The organism is Hyphomonas sp. (genome assembly GCF_041398385.1).
Lineage (GTDB): Bacteria > Pseudomonadota > Alphaproteobacteria > Caulobacterales > Hyphomonadaceae > Hyphomonas.
Map to the genome: position 1 here is coordinate 308,575 of NZ_JAWKUW010000003.1, position 14,950 is coordinate 323,524.

The 14,950-nt window shown below is 64.8% G+C and carries 16 protein-coding genes and 1 tRNA gene; 10 read left to right on the forward strand and 7 right to left on the reverse strand.

Annotated elements, in window-relative coordinates; all coding sequences use genetic code 11:
* Positions 1-49 precede the first annotated feature (49 nt).
* Entirely contained in the window at positions 50-454 is a 405-nt protein-coding gene (locus R3C13_RS08560; RefSeq protein ID WP_371310391.1) for a TIGR02301 family protein, read from the forward strand.
* A gap of 42 nt (positions 455-496) precedes the next feature.
* Here R3C13_RS08560 and soxR read toward each other — a convergent pair whose 3' ends face one another.
* Positions 497-958 carry a redox-sensitive transcriptional activator SoxR gene (gene soxR / locus R3C13_RS08565; RefSeq protein ID WP_371310392.1) on the reverse strand — a complete coding sequence of 154 codons (462 nt, stop codon included), beginning with the start codon at positions 956-958 and terminating at the stop codon, positions 497-499.
* Between the two features lie 101 nt (positions 959-1,059).
* Between soxR and R3C13_RS08570 the strand changes: the two genes are divergently transcribed.
* Together R3C13_RS08570 and R3C13_RS08575 are read left to right on the forward strand one after the other, a co-directional pair.
* Positions 1,060-1,443, forward strand: coding sequence for a VOC family protein (locus R3C13_RS08570; protein WP_371310393.1), 384 nt, complete (start codon positions 1,060-1,062; stop codon positions 1,441-1,443).
* A 40-nt stretch (positions 1,444-1,483) separates the two neighbouring features.
* On the forward strand, positions 1,484-3,481 hold the full coding sequence (locus R3C13_RS08575) for a gamma-glutamyltransferase family protein (RefSeq protein ID WP_371310394.1): 1,998 nt from the start codon (positions 1,484-1,486) through the stop codon (positions 3,479-3,481).
* Between the two features lie 34 nt (positions 3,482-3,515).
* Here the strand turns inward: R3C13_RS08575 and R3C13_RS08580 are convergent, their stop codons facing one another.
* Positions 3,516-4,244 carry a VOC family protein gene (locus tag R3C13_RS08580; protein WP_371310395.1) on the reverse strand — a complete coding sequence of 243 codons (729 nt, stop codon included), beginning with the start codon at positions 4,242-4,244 and terminating at the stop codon, positions 3,516-3,518.
* Between the two features lie 147 nt (positions 4,245-4,391).
* Between R3C13_RS08580 and R3C13_RS08585 the strand changes: the two genes are divergently transcribed.
* Both R3C13_RS08585 and trxB read left to right on the forward strand, forming a co-directional pair.
* Complete coding sequence (locus R3C13_RS08585; RefSeq protein WP_371310396.1) at positions 4,392-5,372, forward strand: cation diffusion facilitator family transporter; 981 nt, start codon at positions 4,392-4,394, stop codon at positions 5,370-5,372.
* A 109-nt stretch (positions 5,373-5,481) separates the two neighbouring features.
* On the forward strand, positions 5,482-6,450 hold the full coding sequence (gene trxB / locus R3C13_RS08590) for a thioredoxin-disulfide reductase (RefSeq protein ID WP_371310397.1): 969 nt from the start codon (positions 5,482-5,484) through the stop codon (positions 6,448-6,450).
* A gap of 7 nt (positions 6,451-6,457) precedes the next feature.
* Here trxB and R3C13_RS08595 read toward each other — a convergent pair whose 3' ends face one another.
* Complete coding sequence (locus R3C13_RS08595) at positions 6,458-7,216, reverse strand: hypothetical protein (protein WP_371310398.1); 759 nt, start codon at positions 7,214-7,216, stop codon at positions 6,458-6,460.
* 155 nt (positions 7,217-7,371) lie between these two features.
* On the opposite strand from R3C13_RS08595, the gene R3C13_RS08600 reads away from it, so the two are divergent.
* Together R3C13_RS08600 and R3C13_RS08605 are read left to right on the forward strand one after the other, a co-directional pair.
* Positions 7,372-7,448: transfer RNA gene (locus R3C13_RS08600), tRNA-Met, on the forward strand.
* Between the two features lie 102 nt (positions 7,449-7,550).
* A complete protein-coding gene (locus R3C13_RS08605) occupies positions 7,551-7,934 on the forward strand; it encodes a DUF983 domain-containing protein (RefSeq protein ID WP_371310399.1) in 384 nt (127 codons plus the stop codon).
* Positions 7,935-7,943: 9 nt separating this feature from the next.
* Here R3C13_RS08605 and R3C13_RS08610 read toward each other — a convergent pair whose 3' ends face one another.
* Both R3C13_RS08610 and R3C13_RS08615 read right to left on the reverse strand, forming a co-directional pair.
* On the reverse strand, positions 7,944-9,572 hold the full coding sequence (locus R3C13_RS08610) for an ATP-binding protein (RefSeq protein WP_371310400.1): 1,629 nt from the start codon (positions 9,570-9,572) through the stop codon (positions 7,944-7,946).
* 95 nt (positions 9,573-9,667) lie between these two features.
* Positions 9,668-10,276 carry an ATP-dependent Clp protease proteolytic subunit gene (locus R3C13_RS08615; protein WP_371310401.1) on the reverse strand — a complete coding sequence of 203 codons (609 nt, stop codon included), beginning with the start codon at positions 10,274-10,276 and terminating at the stop codon, positions 9,668-9,670.
* 190 nt (positions 10,277-10,466) lie between these two features.
* Here R3C13_RS08615 and R3C13_RS08620 point away from each other — a divergent pair, with 190 nt between their 5' ends.
* The gene (locus tag R3C13_RS08620; RefSeq protein ID WP_371310402.1) at positions 10,467-11,255 is read left to right on the forward strand and encodes a hypothetical protein; all 789 of its coding nucleotides are present in this window, start codon (positions 10,467-10,469) and stop codon (positions 11,253-11,255) included.
* Here R3C13_RS08620 and recQ read toward each other — a convergent pair.
* Complete coding sequence (gene recQ, locus R3C13_RS08625; protein ID WP_371310403.1) at positions 11,240-13,072, reverse strand: DNA helicase RecQ; 1,833 nt, start codon at positions 13,070-13,072, stop codon at positions 11,240-11,242. The genes R3C13_RS08620 and recQ overlap by 16 nt on opposite strands.
* Positions 13,073-13,181: 109 nt before the next feature.
* Between recQ and R3C13_RS08630 the strand changes: the two genes are divergently transcribed.
* Positions 13,182-13,643 (forward strand): lipocalin-like domain-containing protein, encoded by a 462-nt coding sequence (locus tag R3C13_RS08630; RefSeq protein WP_371310404.1) that lies wholly within the window; start codon positions 13,182-13,184, stop codon positions 13,641-13,643.
* A 4-nt stretch (positions 13,644-13,647) separates the two neighbouring features.
* Here the strand turns inward: R3C13_RS08630 and R3C13_RS08635 are convergent, their stop codons facing one another.
* Positions 13,648-14,406, reverse strand: a complete 759-nt coding sequence (locus tag R3C13_RS08635) for a hypothetical protein (protein ID WP_371310405.1) — start codon at positions 14,404-14,406, stop codon at positions 13,648-13,650.
* A 101-nt stretch (positions 14,407-14,507) separates the two neighbouring features.
* Between R3C13_RS08635 and R3C13_RS08640 the strand changes: the two genes are divergently transcribed.
* On the forward strand, positions 14,508-14,948 hold the full coding sequence (locus R3C13_RS08640; protein WP_371310406.1) for a hypothetical protein: 441 nt from the start codon (positions 14,508-14,510) through the stop codon (positions 14,946-14,948).
* Positions 14,949-14,950 lie beyond the last annotated feature (2 nt).

A 14,950-nucleotide genomic window follows, 5' to 3' on the forward strand; every position in this document is an offset into this window, starting at 1 on the left:
TGTGTTCAATGTCCTTGAGCCGCGACTCAATGCGGGCAAAAGTTTTCTCATGAAGCAGACACGTTTTCATGCTCTCCTGCTTAGCGCCCTGATGCTGTCAGGCGCAAGCGCGGCGCAATCGTCCATTCCCCTGCGCGGGCCGGATTATTTCCGCGACGCGGCCGACCTGGCAACGACACTGGGCTCAGCCCACGCGATCCGGGTGCGCTGCAATGGCCGGGAAGACCAGTACTGGCGGCAGTACATGGCCGACATGCTGAGCTATGAGGCGCCGGATCGCGGCAACCTGCGCTCGTCCCTCGTCGAGAATTTCAATTCCGCTTACCAGTCGGTCAGCAGGCAATATCTTCAGTGCGACAACCAGGCGGTGGAAGCCGAAGCGCGCTTTGCCCGCCACGGACAGGAAGTCTCCGAGCGCCTGGCCATGCACTATTTCCCGAAACGGCCGGATTAGGCGCCGGCGCCGCTGGAACCGGCTGGCAGGCCGGCACTGACTTTATTGCCCCGGTTTCCCGACATGCTCCGTGGTCAGCACGAAGCGGGGGCCGGGGCCGTTGCGGCGGGCGGAGTCGTCGGGGTTGTAGAGCTGGCAGGTCTTCATGCTGAGGCAGCCGCAGCCGATGCAGCCGTCGAGCTTGTCGCGCAGGCGCTCGACCATGGCGATATGGTCATCGAGATGCTTGCGGAAGCGGCGGGAAATCTTCGTCCAGTCTTCCTTGGTGGGCGTGCGGCCCTCCGGCAGCGATGAGAGGACATCGCCGATTTCCTCGATGGTGAGGCCCATCTGCTGGGCGACGAGGATGAAGGAGAGACGGCGAATGTCGGCGCGCTGGAACTGGCGCTGGCCGCCCGTGGTCCGGTCTGGCCGGACGAGGCCGCGGGATTCGTAAAACCGGATGGCTGAGACGCTGAGGCCGGTGCGCCGGGCAACATCGCCAATGGTGAGGCCCTGTTTCATCGCGATAATTTCCTTCAACTCTGCGCTTGACCTCAACTTAAGTTGAGGAATTACACCCGTCAAATCAGGAGATTGAGCAACACAAAGAAAGGACCCCTCCGATGAAACCCGCCATTTTCGAACATGTGAACGTGACCGTATCCGACCCGAAAAAGACTGCCGCCATGCTGGTGGACCTGTTCGGCTGGCATGTGCGCTGGGAGGGCCCGTCGAAATACTCTGGCTATACCGTGCATGTCGGGACCGAGGAGGAGTATGTCGCCCTCTATGCCCTGCCGGAGCAGGAGCGCCTTGAGAAGGAAAGCTATTACCGCACCGGCGCGGTCAATCATTTCGGCATCCTGGTCGATGACCTTGCCGGGGCCGAGCAGCGCATCCTGAAGGCCGGATACGAAACGCATAGCCACCAGACCTACGATCCCGGCAGCCGGTTCTATTTCCACGACCATGACGGGATCGAATGGGAGGTGGTCAGCTACGCCTGAGCGCTCTAGTCTCCCGGCAAAGCTGACCGGGAGACTGCCCATGTGGAAACACCTCGTCGCCGCCGGTGCTCTGGCACTCGCCGCCTGCCAGAGCATCGACGCGCCTGCGCCGACTGAGACCCGTGCGACCGACGCGAAACCCGGACCCGGCGGGCGGATGCCGACCGGACGGGACATGGGCGTGCGCTCAGCCGTGGTCGCCCCGCATGCTGCCGCCGCGACGGCGCATCCGCTGGCGACGCAGGTGGCGCTGGACGTGATGAAGCAGGGCGGGTCCGCGGTAGACGCGGCGATTGCCGCCAACGCGATGCTGGGCCTTGTGGAACCGGTTGCCAACGGCATTGGCGGCGATCTTTTCGCCATCGTCTGGGATCCGAAGACGCAGACGCTCTACGGCTATAACGGTTCCGGCCGCAGCGCGAAGGGCGCGACGTTGGAGCAGATGCAGGCCAAGGCCGACGAGTTCATGGATGGAAAGGAAATTCCGCCCTGGGGCGCGGCGCCGGTGACCGTGCCCGGCACGGTGGATGCCTGGTATGCCCTGCATGCGAGGTTCGGCAAGCGGCCGATGAATTCGAACCTTGAGCCGGCGATCCAGTATGCCCGCAATGGCGCGCCGATCCCGGAAGTCATCGCCTATTACTGGAACCGCAGCGCGGACCTGTTCCCGAAAGGCGCAGAGAGCGGCATGATCGAGGAATTCGAGAATGCACGGAAGACCTATTTCGACCCGCCGCCCCGCGAGGGCTCTCTCTTCCGCAACCCGGACCTTGCCGACACGCTGGAGCGGATCGCGTACAAAGGCCGGGACGAATTCTATACCGGCGAGACGGCCCATGTGATGGGCGACTATTTCGAGCGCATCGGCGGGTTCCTGCGCTATGAGGATTTCGCCACGCATAAGGGCGAATGGGTCGAGCCGATGTGTACGGAGTATCGCGGCGATTACAAGGTTTGCGAGCTGCCGCCGAACACGCAGGGCATTGCCGCGCTCCAGATGCTGCAGATGCTGGAACGGTTCGACTTGCGCGGCATGGGCTACGGATCGGCCGACTCGATCATGGCCCAAGTGGAGGCGAAGCGCCTCGCCTTTGCGTATCGCGCAATGGCTTATGCTGACCCCGATTTTGCCAACATCGACCCGAATCTGTTCACGGCTCCTGACCGCTCTGCGGCCCTGGCCTCGGAAATCAGCCTGTCGTCGCCATTGTCGAACCCCCAAAAAGCGGTTGGCGATGTTGAAATGGAGCTGATTTTGTCAGGCACTCCACCGTGCGAGGTGCCTAATGCAGCTAACCTTAGCGGCGGATGGGTGCTTTATCCCCCCTTGTCGGCGGAATGCGCTGACAAGCTACAATCTGCGCAGGATGCTGACGCCAAGCTGGAAGACGGCGACACCACCTACCTCACCGTCGCCGACAAGGACGGCATGATGGTCTCGCTGATCCAATCGAACTATCGCGGCATGGGCTCGGGCCTCGTCGCCGATGGCCTCGGCTTCATGTTCCAGGACCGGGGCCAACTGTTCAGCCTCGATCCGGCCCATCCGAATGTGTGGGAGCCCGGCAAGCGGCCGTTCCACACGATCATCCCGGCCTTTGCCTTCAAGAAGGACATGCCCGGTTGCCAGGTGCGCGCGGTGCCGATCGAGATGGCCTGCCCGTTCGAACCGTGGATGAGTTTCGGCCTGATGGGCGGCGCGATGCAGCCGCAAGGCCATGTGCAGGTGATCCTGAACCTTGTCGACTATGACATGGGGCTGCAGGAGGCGGGCGATGCCGCGCGCTGGGAACATCTCGGCGGTTGTGAGCCTACGGACAACCTGGACGACCCAGCTTGCGACGCGGATCTTGGTGTGATCGAGATCGAGGGCGGCATTCCGGAAGCGACCAAGGCCGAACTGGAACGGCGCGGCTATACGGTGAAATACATCCAGGCGAATGCCGGCGGATACCAGGCCATCATGCGCGACTTTGACTCAGGCGCTTACATCGCCGCGACGGAAATGCGCAAGGACGGGATGGCGAACGGGTACTAGGCCCTCACCTCCCAGAGGGAGAGGGGTTAAGTGGCTATCCCAGCACCAACCGCACGCCCGCAAGGTCGATGGCCTTGCCTTCCACGCGGAGGCCGGCGTCTTCTGCACGGGCGAGCACTTTATCCGTATCCGAAACATGGATGCCGAATTCCGCCAGCTTGTCGGCGGGGCCTTCGCGGAATTCGATGAGGGCGTCGGCGAGGAACAGGCGGCGCCGGTCCGGCGTGAGGCCGAGAGCGAGGCCCCATTTTTGCGCGAGGGCGTCGGGGTCCGGGCTTTCCAGAACGGCGCCCGTGAAGTTTCCGGGGGCGGCATTGTCGCGCCAGTCCGGCCCGCCCCAGCGCCAGCTGCCGGCCGGGCGCGGCTCATCGACGGAGACGATGGCGCCGCCGATGTCGGCAGGATGGATGTGGCTGGCGGAGATGTCCGGGAAGTCGACATTCCAGACGCGGCGCATGCCTAGGCCGTCGACCCGCTGGCGCAGGGCGGCGAGGTCGTCCGTCTGGAAGATCACCATATAGCCGCCCTCCCCGTTCCGCGCGATGAAGCGCTGGCCGGGTGCCTTGTCGGTGGTCGGCACGATCACTTCGAGGAACTGGTCACCCAGGGCAAAGACGGCATTGACGAGGCCGAATTCGGCGACGCCGGGATCGGGATAAGGCTCGCCCAGGCCGAGCACCTGTTTCAGGAGGTCTGCGGTGTCGAGGCTGCGGGCGACGATCACCAGCTGGCGCAGGCGCGGCGGCGCCCCGTTCGATGTCATGGCTGTGTCCTCCCGGTTTTCCTTGCAGCCTAGCACACGCACCGCCAAAGCAAGGCCGGAATCTGGCCTTGCCCTTGCAATCTGGCAACTGCGATACGGTATTACAGACGAATTGACCTTTCCCGGTCCCGATGCCACCCCGGCCCCATGAGCGATCACACGCACTGCCTCGACGACCACGATCATGACCACGCGCACGGGCATTCCCATGGGCATGATCACGCACATGAACATGGGCACGACCATGCGCATGGCCATTCGCACGATCATGCAGACATGCGCACCGCCGATGCCCGGCGCCGGGTGGCGATTGCCGGACTGCTGACGGCGGCTTTCATGCTGGCGGAAGTCGCGGGCGGGTTGATTTCCGGCTCCCTCGCCCTGATGGCGGATGCCGCGCATATGCTGACCGACGCCGGATCATTGGCGCTGGCATGGCTCGGCTACAAGCTGGGCGAGCGGCCCGCGGACCCGTCGCGCTCTTACGGGTTCGGCCGGATGAAGGTGCTGGCGGCGTTCACCAATGGCATCCTGCTGATCGCGCTGGCCTGCTGGATCGTCTGGGAAGCGATCCATCGCCTGCTGGACCCGGCGCCCGTGCTGGGCGGGGTGCTGATGGCGGTGGCGGCGGGTGGTCTTGTGGTCAACATCGCCGCCGCCTGGATCCTGCATGGCGGCGACAAGCATGACCTGAACCTGCAAGGGGCGCTGTGGCATGTGCTGGGCGACCTGCTCGGCTCTGTGGCGGCGATCGCGGCGGGCGCGATCATCCTGGCCACCAACTGGACACCTGCCGACCCGATCCTGTCGGTTCTGGTGGCGATTCTCGTCCTGATCGCGGGCATCCGCATTGCGCGCCGGTCGGGCCATATCCTGCTGGAAGGGACGCCCGAGGGCCTGTCGATCGACACGATCCGGGAAGACCTGGTGGCGCATGTGCCGGGCGTGGAACAGGTCAGCCATGTCCACGCCTGGGCGCTGACCGAATCGAAGCCGCTGATCACGCTGGAAGTGACGGCCTGTAACGGGGCCTGCACCGAGACATTGCGGCGGGCGGTGAAAGCGCGGCTCGCCGACGCTTTCGACATTGGCCACGCGACCGTGGAAGTCGTCTCCGAGCCCTGTTGAGCTTTCGCGCACACGTCACATTGATATGATCGGCCGGGGCCTTTAAGGCTGCCCGGTCCCGCCCTATCTGCGGGGACCGATTCTGATCTGGCGCATCCGGAGACCCGACATGGCCGACACCAAGCATGTAGAGATCCTCATCATCGGCTCCGGCCCGGCCGGCTGGACGGCCGCCGTCTATGCCGCCCGCGCGCTGCGCGACGTACTGGTTGTCACCGGCATCCAGCCGGGCGGCCAGCTGACCATCACGACGGAAGTCGAGAACTATCCGGGCTTTGCCGAGATCCAGGGCCCGGAACTGATGGTGAAGATGCAGGAACACGCCGAAAAGATGGGCGCCAAAGTAGCGGACGATCACATCGCCAGCGTCGATTTCGGCGGCCGCCCGTTCAAGGCCCTCGGTGAGAGCGGCACCACCTACACCGCCGACGCGGTGATCGTGTGTACGGGCGCGCAGGCGAAATGGCTGGGCCTGCCGACGGAAGAGAAATTCAAGGGCTTCGGCGTCTCGGCCTGTGCCACCTGCGACGGCTTCTTCTATCGCGGCCGCGAGGTGATGGTGGTGGGCGGCGGCAACTCGGCCGTGGAAGAGGCGCTGTTCCTGACGAACTTCGCCTCGAAAGTGACCGTGGTGCACCGCCGCGACGGCTTCCGTGCCGAGAAGATCCTGCAGGACCGCCTGTTCAAGAATCCGAAAGTGGAAGTGATCTGGAACCACACCCTCGATGAGGTGGTGGGCGACGAGAACCCGCTGGGCGTGACCGGCGCGAAAATCCGCGATGTGGCGACGGGCGAGGTCAAGCTGGTGCCGGTGCACGGCGTGTTCATCGCCATCGGCCACGCACCGTCGACGGAACTCTTCGTGGGCAAGCTGGACATGAAGCCGAACGGCTACCTGATCACCGCGCCGGACTCGACGGCAACCAATATTCCGGGCGTCTTCGCCGCCGGCGACGTGACAGACGAAACCTATCGCCAGGCCGTCACGGCCGCCGGCATGGGCTGCATGGCCGCGCTGGAAGCGGAACGGTATCTGGAAGCGACCAAGTCAGAAGCGGACAGCGTCGCGGCGGAGTAGTCGCCGCTCAAAGCATTTCGAGTGCGCGCGCTTCTGCGGCCTTCGGGCCGGCGGAGCTGAGGATGGCGTGGAGTTCGCTCGCGCGGCGCTGCATCACGCCTTCAAGATCGCTGTCCGGGCTTGCGGCCTCGGCCGTCGCCAGGGCCGCCTCGATTTCCTTGCGGTATTTCTTCGCGTCGAGGGCGGCCAGCGCACGGGCCCATTGCCAATGGACGGAAGCATCGCCGGGGCTGGCGGCCGCAGCGGCCTCATAATGCTTGCGGGCCTCCCGCACGCTGGCGCCCATGACCATGGCCCCGAGCGAGCCGCCGCGGCGCACGACTTCGATGTTCCAGACGGCCAGGAAACCATGGGCGTAGGGGTTGTCCGGGTCGGATTCCAGCGCGCTTTTCGCCAGATTGCGCGCCTCTTCTCCCAGCCCGGTCTTGTTGGCCTCCATGGCGCTCATCGGCCGGATGATCATGGAGAGGGCAATCGCCTTCTGGATGCGGCCCTCGACATGGGCTGGATCGAGCGCCAGGGCGGCATTTGCCTCGCGGAGAGCGGCCTGAAGCAGGTCTTGCGGCGGATCGGCTTCGCAACTCAGCGCCTCGGCCAGCAGGACGCGGGCCGCAAAGGCCTCGGAATCGGCATTTTCCTGCCCGGCCAGAGAGGCCAGCGCCGCGTCATAGTCGCCGGCGGCAAAGGCCTGCAGGGCTTCCTGCCCCTGAGCCAGGGCCGGCCGCGGCAGGGCCAGTGCGGCCAGGACAACGATAATGACAGGCACATATCTCACAGGGGCGAATCTAGAGCGGCGCCCCGGTCGCTGCCAAGTGAAATCCCCGCGAGCGGACGACATTCTGACCAGCTGCACATGGCCTGCTTGCAGGGCGGGCCTGCCCCGTGTATGAGGCGCCCTTCCGGCGGCGAAAACGCCCCAATGGTTCGGTAGCTCAGCTGGTTAGAGCGCGCGACTCATAATCGCGAGGTCGGGAGTTCAAGTCTCCCCCGAACCACCACTTTCCTGCGAGATCAGCCAAACCGGCTCCATGGCGTTAAGGTTTGACGGAACCGGGAACCAGAAGCGACACTGGCCGCCTCAATCAGACAGGACGCATGTGATGCCGGAGAAATCAGGCGGTCTGGCGAAGCCGGACCTCAAAACTGCACTCTGGCGAGCGGTGCGAATGAAATGCCCGCAATGCGGCCGGGGGGCAATCTACCGTGCCTATCTGAAGCCTGTGGAAACCTGCTCGGCCTGCGGTGCGCCGATCGGCGAGATCCGGGCGGATGACGGGCCGGCCTGGCTGACCGTCCTGATGCTGGGTCCGTTCCTCGTCGCCGTGACGTTTGGTGTGTCGATGAGCGGCCTGCCTTTGTGGGCCACGCTGCCTACTGCGGCCATCGCAGTGACAGCAGGCGTGCTCGCCATGCTCCCGCTTGTGAAGTCTGCCTTCATTGCAGCGCTGTGGGTGGCCGGCGGGAACCGTCAGGCGACGGACTGACCGGACGCCCTATCCGACCTGTGCCCAGGTCTGGCCGGACGGGAGAGCCATGAGAATGTCGGCCAAGGTGGCGATGAGGTCGCGGGGGCGAATCGGTTTTGCGATCAGCGCGGCAAAGCCTGCAGACCGGCACAGCGCGCGGCGTTCGTCAGTGAGATCCGCCGTGACGGCCACCACCGGCGTCGCGACATTGAGGCCGTTCCCTCCCCTCAGGCTACGGACGATGTAGTCGCCATTTGCGCCCGGCAGGTGGAAATCGGTCAGGATCAGCTGGTAGCGGTTCATGACTGCGCGGGCGAGACCGTCTTCGGCGGACTCGGCATGGTCGACTTTCCAGCCGGCCCCGCGCAGGGCCTCGGTGATCACCAGGGCGGTGGCCGAATGGTCTTCCACAACAAGCAGGCGTCCCAGTTCGAACTTGCCGGAGGTCGGGCGCTCGGTCCGGACGGGCGGCGCGGTAGATACGAGGCGCGGCCCGGCCTTCTCGACCGGGATCTCGACCGTGAAGATGCATCCGCCGCCGGGATTGTCCGCAAGCGCGATCGTGCCTTTCATGGCGGCGGTCAGCGAGCGCGCAATGGCAAGGCCAAGGCCCGTGCCGCCATGACGGTGCACCGTTTCCGCGCTCGCCTGCTCGAAAGCCTCGAACAGGCGCGCCTTGTCCGCGTCGGAAATGCCGGTGCCGGTATCGGCGACGCGCATGCGCAGCCGGAGCGCATCGCCGTGCTCGAACGTGGACAGGTCCACATCGACATGGCCGCTTTCCGTGAACTTCAGGGCATTGCTGATGAGGTTGAACAAGACCTGGCGGAGCCGGAGAGCGTCGCCCTCAATACGCGGCGTTTCGCCGGAGACTTTCAGGCGCAGGTCCAGCCGCTTGCCATCGCTGCGCGGTTGCCAGGTTTCCCTGGTCTGTTTCGCAAAATCATTGAGGTCGAACGGGACCGGGTTGACGGGCATGCGGCCCGCTTCGAGGCGGGAGAGGTCCAGCAGGTCTGTCAGCAGGCGTTCGAGCTGGTGGCCGCTTTCGGAAATGGTGCGGGCGAGCCGCTTCGGCTCGTGACCGGAGATTTTCTCGCGCAACAGGTCGGCAACGCCGAGAATACCGGTCAGCGGGGTGCGGATTTCGTGGCCGACAAAGGCGAGGAAGTCTGCCTTGTCCCTGGCGGTTGCCGCCATGTCGGCCTTCGCCTTTTCCAGGCGACGGGCCGCCGTGGCGAGGGTCTTTGCCCGGCCGGCATTTTCGTCGGCGACCGCACGCAGGAGGGCCTGCGGGCTGACAAGGCCGATATAGGCCTCCTGCTCCGTCACGATCAGGCCTTCGGACAGCGCCATGGGAAAGGAATAGGCGGCCGTGCGGGCAACAACGCCCGCCGTGGTGCCAGCGGCGGCCACCATGGGGGATTTGACCAGAAGGCTCTTGATGGGCCGCGTGGCGTGCAGGAAGCGCCCTTCCGGAGCGGCCAGCGCCTCCATGATGGCGGCCCGGGTCAGGAGGCCGATGGCGCCTTTCGCATGGACAGGCAGGGCAAACAGGTCTGCTTCTGCCTGGAACCTGCCCAGCGCTGCAGCGCAGGTCATTTCAGGCGATACAGGCTCGATAGCCTGGCTGATTTCCTCAATGCGGACCAGCGTCACGGGCGTATTATCCCTACCTTAAACGGAAGAGAAAGATCGCCGGGAATGATTTAGACGCCGCTAACGGGCCGTAAACGCCCCGTTAACGCTGACGGTCAGACGACTTCCTTGTGATGCTTCACAATCTTGCCGACGAGGCCGTAGTCGAGCGCTTCCTTCGCGCTCATCCAGAAGTCGCGGTTGGTGTCTTCCTTGATCTTCTCATAGGTCTGACCGGTCGCTTCCGCAAAGATGCGGTTCAGGCGCTCGCGCATCTTGATGATCTCGCGGGCCTGGATCTCGACGTCCGTTGCCTGGCCGCCGACGCCGCCGCGCGGTTCGTGCAGCAGGAAGCGGGTGTTCGGCAGGGCGTAGCGATTTTCCTTCTGGGCCGCCGAATAGATCAGCGCGCCAGCCGAGGCGCACCAGCCCGTACCGAGGATTTTCACTGGAGCCGGCACGAATTTGATCATGTCATGGATCATGTCACCGGATTCGACATGGCCGCCCGGCGACGAGAGGACAAGCAGGATCGGCTTGTCGTTTTCGGACGACAGGGCCAGCAGGCGCTCGCAGACGCGGCGGGCCTGCATGAAGTCGATCCCGCCGGTCAGCAGGATGGTGCGGGCCTTGAACAGCGCTTCCTCGAGGAAGGCATTTGGCTCGCTGCCTTTCTTCTCTTCGTTCTCGTCGTCGAGGCGAGCTTCGCGGGCAGTAAAGGTCATGATGGCTCCGGTTCGCGGGAATCTGTCAGGCCTATAGGTGCGGTGCCCCGGGGCGCGGGTCAAGGCTGCAGGTGTGCGCTTCGTGTGGGCAATCCGCCTCGCTGGCGTGGCCCGATTTTTGTCACGAAAGCGAAACAAAGTATCCGGCCCTCCTTCACCGAGCCGGAGCAACAGAGGAGGATGTGCCTGAATGGTTCAGTTTGCCGGCCCCATGGATGCTGTTCCGCCCAAACCGGCACTGGATCGCCCGTCCGAAATAGGACTTTCCCCGAAACGGGTCGCCATTGGCCTGATCCTCATCGGTGCCTTCCTGTTTACGGCGCAGGCCTTTGTCCTGGTGATGAAGTACGGGTTTGACCGTGAATACCTGTTCGGCCTGGCCGCAAAGTTCCACCTGAACAAGGAAATGAACGTTCCAACGGTCACTTCGACCCTGATTCTGGTCGGGTGCGCGGCGATGCTGTCGGTGAATGCCCTGTTGAGCCCCAAGGGAAGACGGGCCGCCTGGTGGCTGCTGGCTGCCGTGTTCCTGTTCCTCGGCTATGACGAAAGCATGCAGATTCACGAGATGCTGTCGGGATCTGTCCATCGGACCTTCCAGGCGGACTGGGTGCCTGCGTTTGCCTGGGTGCTGCCCTATGGTGCTGCGATCATCGTTCTGGCGGTGGTGCTGCTGCCATGGTTCCTGGCGCTGGACCGCGCAAGCCAGATCAGTTTCTTCCTTGCCGGCGTGATATATGTCGGCGGCGCGCTGGGCATCGAACTGCTTGAGGGCATGAGCTTCAGCAGCATCGATCAAAGCCTTTCTGTTGAAGGCCTGAGGGCCGCTAACCACTCCCTGCCGCACGAACTGCTGACCACGACGCAGGAATGCATGGAATATATCGGCTCGGCCTTCTTCCTGTACTTGCTCGTGAAGCGCGTCGGGGGGCTGCGGCTGGTTCCGGGGCCTGGCTTACTGCCTCAAGCGGCTTCCTGAACGATCCGCGCGACGTCTGCGGCATAGCGCTGGGCCTTCTTTTCACCGACGCCACTGATCTCACGGAGCGCTTCGGCGCTATCGGGACGCTCACGGGCGATTTCGGCGAGGGTGCGGTCGTGGAAGATGACATAAGGCGGCACGCCGCGCGCTTTGGCTGTCTCGGTACGCCAGAGGCGGAGTGCCTCGAACAGGGCAAGGTCGCGCGCTGACAGGTCGCTATGACCCGCCGCAACTGCCCCGCGCGAAGCCCTGCGTTTGCGCGCGGCTGACGGGTCGGCCCGCAGGAACAGCGTGCGGTCACCCTTGAACAGCGCGCGGGCGCCATCTGCGTCAGGCACGACAACGATCGGCCGCATGGCATCGCCTGCTTCGGCCAGCAGGCCATCATAAAGCAGCGCATCGAAAATCCGGTTCCAGCCCTGTTTGGGAAGGTCCGCGCCGACGCCGAAGGTGGACTGGGTGGAGAGCTCCTCGTCGAGCCCGTCTTTTGCCTGTCCGAGCAGGTGCTGCACAATACGCCCGCGCCCGACGCGCTGGCCGCATCGGAGCACGGCGGACACGGCCATCTGCGCCCAACGGGTGGCGTCGTGGGTCTCGCCGCCTTCGCCCCGACATATGTCGCAGGTTCCACAGGTTTCAGCGGTTTCTTCCCCGAAATACCGCCGCACGGCGCGGCGGCGGCAATCGTCGCCATCAAAGAAGGCAAAGAGCTGACGGGTCTTGTTGATCTGGACGCGTTTCACTTCGTCCGGCGCGTCGCCCTCATAGGTCCATGAGAGGGAACGGCGCATGTCGGCCGGGCCATAGAGGGCGATACCCTCGGCGGGCTCGCCATCCCTGCCCGCGCGGCCGACTTCCTGCCAGTAAGCCTCGATCGTCTTGGGCGGGTCGGCGTGAATGACAAAGCGCACATCCGGTTTGTCGACGCCCATGCCGAAAGCAACGGTGGCGCACATGGTGAGACCGTCTTCGAGCAGGAAGCGGCGCTGGCGTTCGGCACGCGTGTTCGCTTCGAGGCCGGCATGGTAGGCAAGCGCAGGCACGCCGGCTTTTTCCAGGGCTTCAGCAAGGTCTTCGGTGGCGTTGCGGGTCGCGCAGTAGACGATGCCGGAAAGGCCGGGGCGCGCCTTGACGAGCGAGACAACGCGCTGTGTGCGGTTGCCCTCTTTTGGCTCCGCGGCGAGCGCAAGGTTCGGCCGGTCGAAGCTTGCAACGTGTACGGAGGGCTTCGTCAGGTTCAGTTGAGCGAGGATGTCTTCGCGCGTCTTTGCGTCGGCCGTCGCCGTAACGGCAAGGCGCGGCACGCCCGGGAAGAGATCCTTCAGGCGGCCGAGGGCGCGGTAATCCGGGCGGAAGTCATGGCCCCACTGGCTGACGCAGTGCGCCTCGTCCACCGCGATGAGGGAGATGCGCATCTTCGCCAGCCGGTCGGCAAGGCCGGTGCCGAGCGCTTCGGGCGAGACATAGAGCAGGTCCATCTCCCCGCGCGCGGCGGCGTCGAGGGCATCGGCACGGGCGGTGAAATCCATCGAACTGTCGAGCCGCTCGGCCCGCACACCGGCGAGCTTCAGCGCGTCCACCTGATCCGCCATCAGGGCGATCAGCGGCGAGACGACGAGACCGACGCCGGGGCGCAGCAGCGCCGGGATCTGGTAGCAGAGCGATTTGCCGCCGCCGGTCGGCAACACAGCGAGCGCGTCGCGGCCCGCCAGCGCATCGGCGATCACATCTTCCTGCAGGCCCCGGAACGCCTCATAGCCATAGACGCGCTTCAGCAGCGCGCGGGCGTCGTCGAGGGTGGGCGTGGGAGGCATGCGGGAGTTGTGGCGGGCGTCGCGAGTCGGGGCAAGGGGCGGGGTGCGAGGCCTCTTCCCGCCGGGCCGGAGCTGTGTCTCAATGGGCGCAAATTCGAGGAGGACCGCCATGACCGCTCCGAAGCCGCCGCTCAGCGCCGCCATGATCGGCAGCTGGCAGCTGTTCATCCGCGAAGACCACACCGCCGATGGCCGGGTCATCAAGGAGTCCGCCTTGGGGGCCGATCCGCTGGGCCTGCTGATCTATGACCGGGGCGGCAACTTCGCGGCGCAGTTCATGCGGCGGGACCGGTCCGGACCGCCGCCCGCCGCGCCCGTTCAGAAAGTGTCCGGCGCCAACAACACGATGCCGACCGACGGCTATGACGCCTATTTCGGCACCTACACGGTAGACGACGCCGCCGGCACGGTGACCCAGACACTTGTGGCGGCCCTGTCGCGGGAGAATGTCGGACAGGTGGTGACGCGCGACCTGTCCTTGGACGGCGATGTCCTCACCGTGACGCTGGGCACGACCCTGCCGGACGGTACGCCGGTGACGCGTATCCTGAAGTGGAACCGCGTCGGGTGACGCCTCAATCCATGTAATCGATCCGGTCGTCGTGGATCTTATAGCGCCAGCTGGGGCACTGGCGGCGCTGCGTTTCGGCGGCGAGGAAGTCGATGATGCCGTCGCGGTCGGCAAGCGGGCGGCCGGTGACGGCTTCCCAGCGGGCGGGCGGCGGAACATCGATGCTGAAATGGACGCCGCCGCCGCACATCTCGTGGGAGAATGGAATGCGGATGGCGCCGTCGACATAGATGATCGTGCCGGCGCGGAAATTGCCCTCGAATTCGAGGTGGCGGCGGAAGTCCGACATCAGCTTGTCGAAGGCTTTGGCGCGCATCTCCAGGTCTTCATTGGGCAGCTCGCGGCCGAAACCGTCGCGGTAGATAATGGGCTGGTCCGAAGACGGCGGGAGCGGTGGCGGTTCCGGCGCGGGTGGGGCGACGCCCTCTTCCAGCTTTTCGAGGGTGAGTGTGTGGTGCCATCCGTCACGATGGGTGATCGCGACCGTGTAGCGGCCGGGCGGCCAGGGAAGCGTATCGGTCAGGATCTGGATGCGGCCATTGAGGCGGTCGCTGATGGGGCCGTCCTCGACCGTGCCGCCGGGGCCGTGAATGGCGAGGCGCGTATAGTTGTGCGGACCGTCGGCGGGCAGCCAGAGGTTGAGTTGCTGGCAGCCCGGATAGCGCACGAAGCTCGCTTTGAGGGTGCCCGTGCTTGCAGGCGCGCCGGGGCTGGCTGGCACGCCCAGCACGATCTCGCCTTCGAAGCCGGGAGTGTCTGTCATGATGCGATCTAGCGCCGCCCGCGGGAACTCGCCAAGCGGAATCCGATTTGCTCTTGCAGGTTGATGGCGGCTCTCCATGTCAATCTTGGAGGACCATTCAGATGGCAAATGAGCCGCAGAGTCATTCAAGATCGGAAGCCCTGAAACGGCTGCTGCGACGGCGCGGGCGGCGGCACAAGACCGGCGCCAATTCGGGGGAGAAAGTCTACAGCTGGGCTGAGTACGGTCAGGTGAATTTCACGCCGAGCGGGGATCGGTCCACGATGGAATGGATCTTCGGCGTCGTAGCCGCACTGATGGCTTTGCTGATCGTTCCGATCATATTTGTCGCAGCGCAGATGGCGTCCTACGGCCCTAATCAAACGGTCGACCGGCTCCTGATGACGTTGGCCATCTTCAGCGCTTTCGCATTTGGGGCGGCGGTCCTTCTATTCCTGGCAGCATCAATTCGGATGATTGCTCGCATGGCCTTGGAATGGAGCTCCCGGAGACGGGCAAACCAGACACAGGCGCGGGACGAGGACGCGAATCGCGGCACATAGGG